The sequence below is a fragment of the uncultured Caballeronia sp. genome, from assembly GCF_964243625.1.
In the GTDB taxonomy this organism is placed as follows: domain Bacteria; phylum Pseudomonadota; class Gammaproteobacteria; order Burkholderiales; family Burkholderiaceae; genus Caballeronia.
In genome coordinates this window covers 1-6,791 of sequence record NZ_CAXTGZ010000324.1, presented here as the reverse complement: position 1 = coordinate 6,791, position 6,791 = coordinate 1, and the positions used below count along the sequence as shown (strand labels likewise).

At 61.3% G+C, this 6,791-nt stretch carries 7 protein-coding genes; 1 reads left to right on the top strand and 6 read right to left on the bottom strand.

Features of this window, described 5'->3' with window-relative positions; genetic code table 11:
- The 6 genes from ACFFAR_RS20390 to ACFFAR_RS20365 all read right to left on the bottom strand — a co-directional run.
- Positions 1-250 (bottom strand): LacI family DNA-binding transcriptional regulator (locus ACFFAR_RS20390; RefSeq protein ID WP_174364221.1); only part of this gene is annotated, 250 nt, incomplete at its 3' end.
- A gap of 72 nt (positions 251-322) precedes the next feature.
- Positions 323-1,291, bottom strand: coding sequence for an NAD(P)-dependent oxidoreductase (locus ACFFAR_RS20385; RefSeq protein ID WP_075359526.1), 969 nt, complete (start codon positions 1,289-1,291; stop codon positions 323-325).
- A 23-nt stretch (positions 1,292-1,314) separates the two neighbouring features.
- Positions 1,315-2,613, bottom strand: a complete 1,299-nt coding sequence (locus ACFFAR_RS20380) for an MFS transporter (RefSeq protein WP_061999481.1) — start codon at positions 2,611-2,613, stop codon at positions 1,315-1,317.
- 29 nt (positions 2,614-2,642) lie between these two features.
- Positions 2,643-3,617 carry a PfkB family carbohydrate kinase gene (locus ACFFAR_RS20375; RefSeq protein WP_174364222.1) on the bottom strand — a complete coding sequence of 325 codons (975 nt, stop codon included), beginning with the start codon at positions 3,615-3,617 and terminating at the stop codon, positions 2,643-2,645.
- Positions 3,618-3,640: 23 nt separating this feature from the next.
- On the bottom strand, positions 3,641-4,456 hold the full coding sequence (locus tag ACFFAR_RS20370; RefSeq protein WP_375508356.1) for a sugar phosphate isomerase/epimerase family protein: 816 nt from the start codon (positions 4,454-4,456) through the stop codon (positions 3,641-3,643).
- A 158-nt stretch (positions 4,457-4,614) separates the two neighbouring features.
- Positions 4,615-5,511, bottom strand: a complete 897-nt coding sequence (locus tag ACFFAR_RS20365) for a LysR family transcriptional regulator (protein WP_075359527.1) — start codon at positions 5,509-5,511, stop codon at positions 4,615-4,617.
- 106 nt (positions 5,512-5,617) lie between these two features.
- On the opposite strand from ACFFAR_RS20365, the gene ACFFAR_RS20360 reads away from it, so the two are divergent.
- On the top strand, positions 5,618-6,691 hold the full coding sequence (locus tag ACFFAR_RS20360) for a YeiH family protein (protein ID WP_375508355.1): 1,074 nt from the start codon (positions 5,618-5,620) through the stop codon (positions 6,689-6,691).
- Positions 6,692-6,791 lie beyond the last annotated feature (100 nt).

Here is a 6,791-nt window from a genome sequence, read left to right as displayed (position 1 = left end):
ACGGATTAGTCAGGTCGGCAAGCAACATGCCGATCAGCCTGTTGCGCCCGCGTTTCAGCCCGCGCGCCATCTGGTTCGGCCGATAATCGAGCTTGGCAATCGCCTCCTCGATGCGCTCGCGCAAGTCCGTCGACAGCACGCCCGTCTCGCCATTCAGATACCGCGAGATGCTGGTTTTACCGGTGCCGGCTTCGCGGGCGACATCCGTGATGGTCGCGCGGCGTTCGGTCAGGAAGTTGTCTTTTGGCATGGTCTCGTGCAGTAAAAATAAAGCGCGCCAGAGCGCGCTTTATCTACCAAGGCGGATTGAAGGCAACGCCGCTCAGCGCTTCAGTGCTTCCGGATTCACCATGTTGTTGGTCAACGTGCCGTCGAGCGCACCGATCAGGTTCTCGGCGGCGTTCTTGTTCATCGCGTGCCGGGTTTCGTGTGTGGCCGAACCAATGTGCGGCAGTGCGACCACGTTCTTCAGCTTGAGCAACGGCGAGTCCGCGGCAAGCGGTTCTTTCACGAACACATCGAGACCCGCGGCGAGGATCGTCCCGTTTTGCAGCGCTTCGATCAGGGCGTCTTCATCGACGGTCGGTCCCCTCGATGCATTGATCAGGATCGCGCTCGGCTTCATCTTCTTCAGTTGCGCCGCGCCGATCAGATTGCGCGTCTCGGCGGTCAGCGGCACTTGCAGCAGCACGAAATCCGAGGTCGCGAGCAACTCGTCCAGCTCGACTTTCTTCGCGCCGTAATCGCGTTCCGCTTGCTCATTCCGGCTGCGATTCGTGTACTGCACGGTCATCCGGAAGCCCAGCGACGCACGCCTTGCAACGGCGCCGCCAATCCGTCCCAGGCCGATGATTCCCAGCGTCTTGCCTTGCACATCGACACCGAATTGTTCCTCGCCAATGCTCTTGGTCCATTTGCCCTCTTTCACCCAGTCGGCCAGTTCCACGACACGGCGCGCGCTCGCCAGAATCAACGCGAAGACGGTATCCGCGGTCGATTCGGTCAGCACGTCGGGCGTATTCGTCAGCACGATGCCGCGGCGATTCAGGTCGGCGATATCGAAAGCATCGAAACCAACGGACACCGTTGCGAGCGCCTTGAGCTTCGTTGCGCCTTCCAGCATTGCGGGCGTGATCTGCGTGCTGGCGCCAATGGCGCCGTCGGCATCTTTCAATGCGGCGACAAATGCGTCGTGCTGCTTCGGATCGACGGTGGTAACGTCCGCATGTTCCTGCAAGTAGGCCAGCACGTCCGCGGGCAGCGGCTTGTACGCGACGATTTTCTTTTTCATCGAACGGGTCCTGAAAGTCAGATTTAGTGCGCTGCGAATTTGGCGGCAGGCGCAACGGGTTGCGGTTTTACAGCCAGGGTCAGTATGACGGCAGCGACGAGCGCCGCACTCATGAACACGTACGATGCCGCAGGCGACCCCGTCGCGCCGTTCAGATACCCGACGACGTAGGAACCCACGAACGAGCCGAGCGCGCCCATGCTGTTGATCAGCGCCATGGCGCCGCCTGCGACGTTCTTCGGCAAGAGTTCCGGCACGATCGCAAAGAACGGGCCATAAGGCGCGTACATGGCGGCGCCGGCAATCACGAGCAACGCATACGACGCCCAGAAATTCGTCGATCCCAGCAAGTACGACCCCGCGAAAGCAAATGCGCCGATCAGCAGGAACGGCCATACAAAAAGCTTGCGGCGCTCCAGTTTGTCCGATGCCCACGACGCCGCGATCATCGCAATCGTCGCCGCGAGATAAGGCACGGCGGACAGCCAGCCGGTCTCGACCATGCCGAACGAGGACGCGTTCTTGAGAATCGACGGCAGCCACAGCACGAAGCCATACACGCCGATGCTCCAGCAGAAATACTGCGCCGAGAGTTTCATCACGGCCGGCGACTTGAACGCCTCGCCATAGTTCTTGACCGGTTTGATGGCGGCTTGTTCCGCGCGCAGGGTTTCGTCGAGATCGCGCTTTTCCTGATCCGAAAGCCACTTCACCTGCGCCGGTTTGTCTTGCACGATAAACCACCAGATCACTGCCCAGATGATTGCCGGCGCGCCTTCCACGATGAACATATGGCGCCAGCCAAAGGAGTTGATCAGATAACCCGAGACCACGGACATCCACAGCACCGTCACCGGATTGCCGAGAATCAGGAACGTGTTGGCGCGCGAGCGTTCGGACTTCGTGAACCAGTTCGAGATGAAGATCAGCATGGCCGGCATCACGGCTGCTTCCACGATGCCGAGCACGAAGCGCAGCGCCATCAGCGACGGAATGTTCGTGACAACACCGGTCAGCGCCGCGCATCCGCCCCACAGGACCAGGCTCACGAACACGAGCTTCTTGACGCTGCGCCGTTCGGCGTAGATCGCGCCGGGAATCTGGAAGAAGAAATAGCCGAGGAAAAACAGCGCGCCGATCAGCGATGCCAGCCCCTTGCTGATCCCGAGGTCATGGTTGATCCCAGCCGCCGATGCAAAACCGAAGTTTGCCCGGTCGAGGTAGGCAAGGCTGTAGGTGATGAATACGATCGGCATGATCGTCCACCAGCGGCGCACCGCGAGCGTGGGTTTGTTCGTCGTGCTGTCGCTGGCTTGTTGCATGACTGTCTCCGTCCGTGGGCGTGCGCGCGTTATGAGGCGACCGTGGTGGTGGCGGGTGCTTGTTCCAGCTTGTCGAGTTCCGCGCGGGTCGGCAGGCCTTCGCTGTCGCCGATCACCTGGATTGCCAGCGCGCCGATGCGGTTGCCGCGCGTCAGCGCGTGACGCACATCGCGTCCTTCCAGCAAGGCGCTTACCACGCCGACGGCGAAACCATCACCGGCGCCTACGGTGTCCACGACCTTCTCAACCGGAATCGCCGGCACGGTGCCCTGGTCGTTGTCCGCGGTGCGGAAATACGCGCCATGCGCGCCGAGCTTCACCACGACGCCCTTCGCGCCCTGATCCAGATAGAACCGGGCGATGTCCTCCGGCGTCGTGTAGCCCGTCAGGATCTTGCCTTCGCTCACGCCGGGCAACACCCAGTCCGCGTGCGCGGCGAGCGCGTTGAGCGCCTCGGCCATTGCTTCTTGCGACGGCCAGAGCGTGGGGCGCAGGTTCGGATCGAAGGAAATGGTCTTGCCGGCCTTGCGCATTTCGGCCGCCATGTGGAACGCGAGTTCGCGCGATGTGCCCGAGATCGCAGGCGCCACGCCCGTCAGATGCAAATGGCGCGCGCCGAGCACGTAGTCGGCGACGTAGTCATCGAGCGACAAATGGCTCGCCGCCGAACCCTTGCGGAAATACTCGATGGCCGGATCGCTGCCGTCATCGTTCCTGGACTTGAGCTGGAACGCCGTCGGATAGCGCTCGTCGATAGTCACGCGGCTCGAGTCGATGCCCTCCTGCGCGAGTACATCGAGCACGTACCGGCCGAATGAATCGCGGCCGACGCGGCTCATCCAGCCGACCCTGAAGCCGAGCCGCGACAAGCCGATCGCCACGTTCAGATCGGCGCCGGCAACGCGTTTTGCAAAGTGGCCGACCTTCGCGAGATCGCCGGTTTCCGTCGCGACGAACAGCGTCATTGCTTCGCCGTAAGTCACGACATCGAGTGCTGGATTCATGTTCGGTTTTTCTTGGGTCATGTTCATTGATCAGTCGATGCTATTTGTTTGACGTAGCGCGCGGCGTCATCGGCAAGATGCGCAGGGTCGAACGGAAATTCGATACCGCGTGGGACGTCGCGCGGGAGGTGTTTCAGTAGCGTGGCGAAGGACGTGTCGCCGATTGCGGGCGCGGTTGCGAAACGTCGCGCGCCTTCGCCCTGGACCGCCTTGCAATGCACATAGGTGACGTAGCCGGACAGGCGGCGCGCCGCGTCCATCGGATCCTGATCGGCCCAGCGCCAGTTGCCGGTATCGAAGGTCATCGACAGCGCATGCGTGCGGGGTTTCAACGCTTCGAACAAGGCCGCGAATGCGTCGATCGTGCCGCCTGCTTTCAATTGTCCGTTCTCGACCACGACCTTGGCTTTCGAGTCAGCGATCCCTGCAATCAGCCGATCGAGCGTGTCTGCAGCGGTCGCCGTGCCCGTGGTTGCCGACCCGCCCAACTGGAACTTGACGATGCGCGCGCCGAGCGCGTCGGCTTCGGCAAGCGTTTGGGTCATGGCGGTTTCATCGAGCGCGCCATGGTCGTCGAAGAGCGTTGCCGGCGTGGAATACACAGGCCAGATCCCGGCTGCGCGGATTGTGTCGCCGAGTTCGCGGAGGGAGTCGGGCTGGGATTGCGTGTCATCGGCAAACAGCTCCCGACGCACTTCGAACCCCGCCGCACCCGCTCGCGCCGCGACTTCGGCCCACATTGCGTGACCATCGCGGCGGATCGATTCGACGCCAAAGGCGCTCGCAACGATCACAACGTGGACGTTTCCGGCAATGGCAGTATTTTTGGTCAGATTCACGGAATGACTGGACTCCACGGTCAGATTTGCCTGAAACGGCGCTTTGGAACCGGTTCCAAAGACGATATTAAAAAAAACGCGTGAGCGTCCGTGCATTTCCGAGATGATCCGCCAGCGACCGACGGGTTGCCATCATGGAAATCCCTTACCGCATCCGACTACCGGTGATTTTCCCCGTCGCCTTCCATACATAACGCACGAAAACTCGCCGCTACCCGCGATGGCGCCGCCGCATGCGGCATCAGAATCGAAAACCGGCGCGTGAGTGGTTCAGGCGCGATCCGCAAGCGTTGCAAGGCGTCGTCCTCGTGCCGCATCGACATCGCCGATACAAAACCGATCCCCATTCCCGCCCGCACCGCTTCCTTCACACCCTCCACCCCCGCGATTTCCAGCGCGACACGCATCTGCACGCCAGCCCGCGCGCAAGCACGCTCGACCAGTTGGCGCACGCCAGACCCCGCTTCTCTCAAGACCAGCGGCCCGGCACAGAGCGCTTCAAGTGTGGCCTCGCCATTCCCCGCAGTCAGAGGATGGCCACTCGGCGCAATCGCGACAATCTCGTCCTCGCGCCACTGCGCAACTTCGGTTCCGGGCGGCAGATCGGCGCCAACCGGCCCTTCGATCATCGCGATATCGAGCGAACCGAGCGCCGCGACGATCTCGGTCGTGTTGCCGTCGATGGTGTGGATCGTCACGTCCGGATGCTGCCGATGAAACGCCGCTATCAGATAAGGCAGGAGATAACTGGCGGGCGTGGTGCTCGCCCCGATTCGCAGGGTGCCGCTTTCGAGGCCACGCAGCGCATTTCGGTATGCGTGCGCCTGAGCGAAGGTTTCGCGAATCCGATTGGCATACACAACGAGCGCTTCGCCAGCACCAGTCAGCTTTACGCCACGGCCGTCACGCTGGTACAGCGGCTCGCCGAATTCGTCCTGCAACTGCCGCAATTGCCCCGACACCGCCGGCTGCGACAAATGCAGGGCGATCGCTGCCCGGCTGATATTCCCGTGTTCGGCAACAAATGCGAGGGTTATAAGCTGGTCAGGGGTCATTTGAAGAAAAATATCGGCTGGACTGATACTTTACATCCTAAATGACGATTTTTCATATCGATATATCGAGAATAGGATTGGCAAATCAAACCAAGGTGAAAAAACCATGTCCTCCGTCACTACGCCCCTCTCACCGAATGCCGCCCTCGCCGGCCAGACTCGTGGCCAACTGAACGGTATTTTGTTCGTCGCACTCTTCGCCGCAGCGGTGACGCAATTGTCGGCGTTGCCGGTCATTGCAAATCTGGGCTTGAGTCCGCTGATCGTCGGGATCGTCGCGGGCGCGATCTACGGCAACGTACTGCGCGACGGCATGCCGGAGAGCTGGGCATCAGGCGTGAATTTCTCCGCCCGTAAATTGCTGCGCATCGCCGTGGGCTTCTTCGGGCTGCGCGTCAGCCTGCAGGAAATCGCGCAAGTCGGCTTGCCGGGGTTGACGGTATCGGTGCTGGTCGTGGTGAGTACGCTTGCAATCGGCACGTGGGCCGGCATGAAGCTGATGAAACTCGACCGCGATACCGCCCTGCTGACCGCCGCGGGAAGCGCGATATGCGGCGCGGCGGCCGTTCTTGCGTTCGAATCGACGCTGCAATCCGAGCCGCACAAGAGCGCGATGGCCGTTGGCAGCGTGGTGCTGTTCGGAACGCTCTCAATGTTCCTCTATCCGCTCGCCGTGCATCTCGGCTGGCTGCATCTGGATACGCTGGGAGTCGGCTTGTTCTTCGGCGGCACGATTCACGAAGTGGCGCAGGTCGTGGGCGCCGCGAGCAACATAAGCCCGGAAGCAACGCATATTGCGACCATCGTGAAGATGACGCGCGTGATGTTGCTCGTGCCGGTGCTGCTCGTGATCGGCATGTGGGTGAACCGCTCGCGCAATGCTGCGAATGGCGCCGATGGCACGAAGCGCAAGCTCGCCATTCCCTGGTTCGCGCTTGGGTTCCTTGCGCTGGTTATCGTGAATTCGCTGCACGTTTTACCTGCTGCCGCCACGCACTCGCTCAACACGCTCGATACGTTCGCGTTGACCATGGCGATGACGGCGCTGGGTATCGAAACGAGGGTCGCGCAGATTCGTCAGGCCGGGCCGCGTGCGCTGGTGACAGGAGCTATTTTGTATGCCTGGCTGATTGGCGGCGGGCTGGCGATTACGGTGGGTGTGGAGCGGTTGCTGGGATAGTTAGCGCCGCAACTGAGGAATTTTCGATTAGAGACCGAGAATTGATCGCTTTTGTTAAGATATTTCGAATCCGGTTAAAAATCTTCGAGTCTTATGGCAT